This window comes from Streptomyces cellostaticus, assembly GCF_001513965.1.
GTDB classification, from domain to species: Bacteria; Actinomycetota; Actinomycetes; order Streptomycetales; family Streptomycetaceae; genus Streptomyces; species Streptomyces cellostaticus.
The window spans coordinates 1-856 of sequence record NZ_KQ948136.1 but is presented as its reverse complement, the minus strand read 5'-3'; the positions used below and the strand labels follow the sequence as shown (position 1 = coordinate 856).

1 protein-coding gene is annotated in these 856 nt (G+C 66.0%); it reads left to right on the top strand.

Annotated features, from left to right (window positions below):
• The first annotated feature begins 45 nt into the window (after positions 1–45).
• A protein-coding gene (locus AQI88_RS42425) for an IS5 family transposase (RefSeq protein WP_244184666.1) occupies positions 46–845 on the top strand; the annotation gives its coding sequence in 2 pieces (ribosomal slippage) (positions 46–381 and positions 384–845; 798 coding nt in all).
• Positions 846–856 lie beyond the last annotated feature (11 nt).

Genomic DNA, 856 nt, shown 5'->3' with positions numbered 1-856 from the left:
AGAGGTCATCTCATTTGGCTGGGTAAGCTGCATGTCGTGGCGAGGATCGTTGAGCGGCTGGTGCCGGACGAGTTGTGGGAGCTGTTCCAGCGAGTGGTGCCGGAGGCACCGTCGCGACCCCAGGGTGGTGGCCGGCGTCGCCACGGCGACCGCGAAGTGCTGGCCGCAATCGTCTTCGTAGCGACCTCAGGCTGCACGTGGCAGCAGTTGCCGGCCTCGTCGTTCGGGCCGTCCGGCGCGACGGCTCACCGACGCTTCACCGAGTGGACGAAAGCACGCGTGTGGGCCAAGCTCCACCGCCTAGTCCTCGACGAACTCGGATCCCGCGGAGAACTGGACTGGTCGCGGTGCGCGATCGACTCGGTCAACATGCGGGCCCTGAAAAGGGGGAGCTGACAGGCCCGAATCCTGTAGACCGGGGCAAGTACGGGTCAAAGATCCACTTGATCACGGAGCGGACCGGCCTGCCCCTGTCCGTCGGCATCTCGGGCGCCAACACGCACGACAGCCAGGCACTGATCCCATTGGTGAAGGGCATACCGCCGATCCGCTCCCGTCGGGGACGCCGACGGCGCAGGCCCGACAAACTCCACGCCGACAAGGGCTACGACTACAACCACCTGCGGCGATGGTTATCCGGCCGGGGCATCCGGCACCGCATCGCCCGCAAGGGCATCGAGACCTCGCAACGACTCGGCCGCCACCGCTGGACCATCGAACGCACCATGGCCTGGCTCGCCGGATGCCGACGTCTGCACCGCCGCTACGAACGGAAAGCCGACCACTTCCTCGCCTTCGCCAGCATCGCCTGCACCCTTATCTGCTACCGCAGACTCACCAAATGAGATGACCTCTT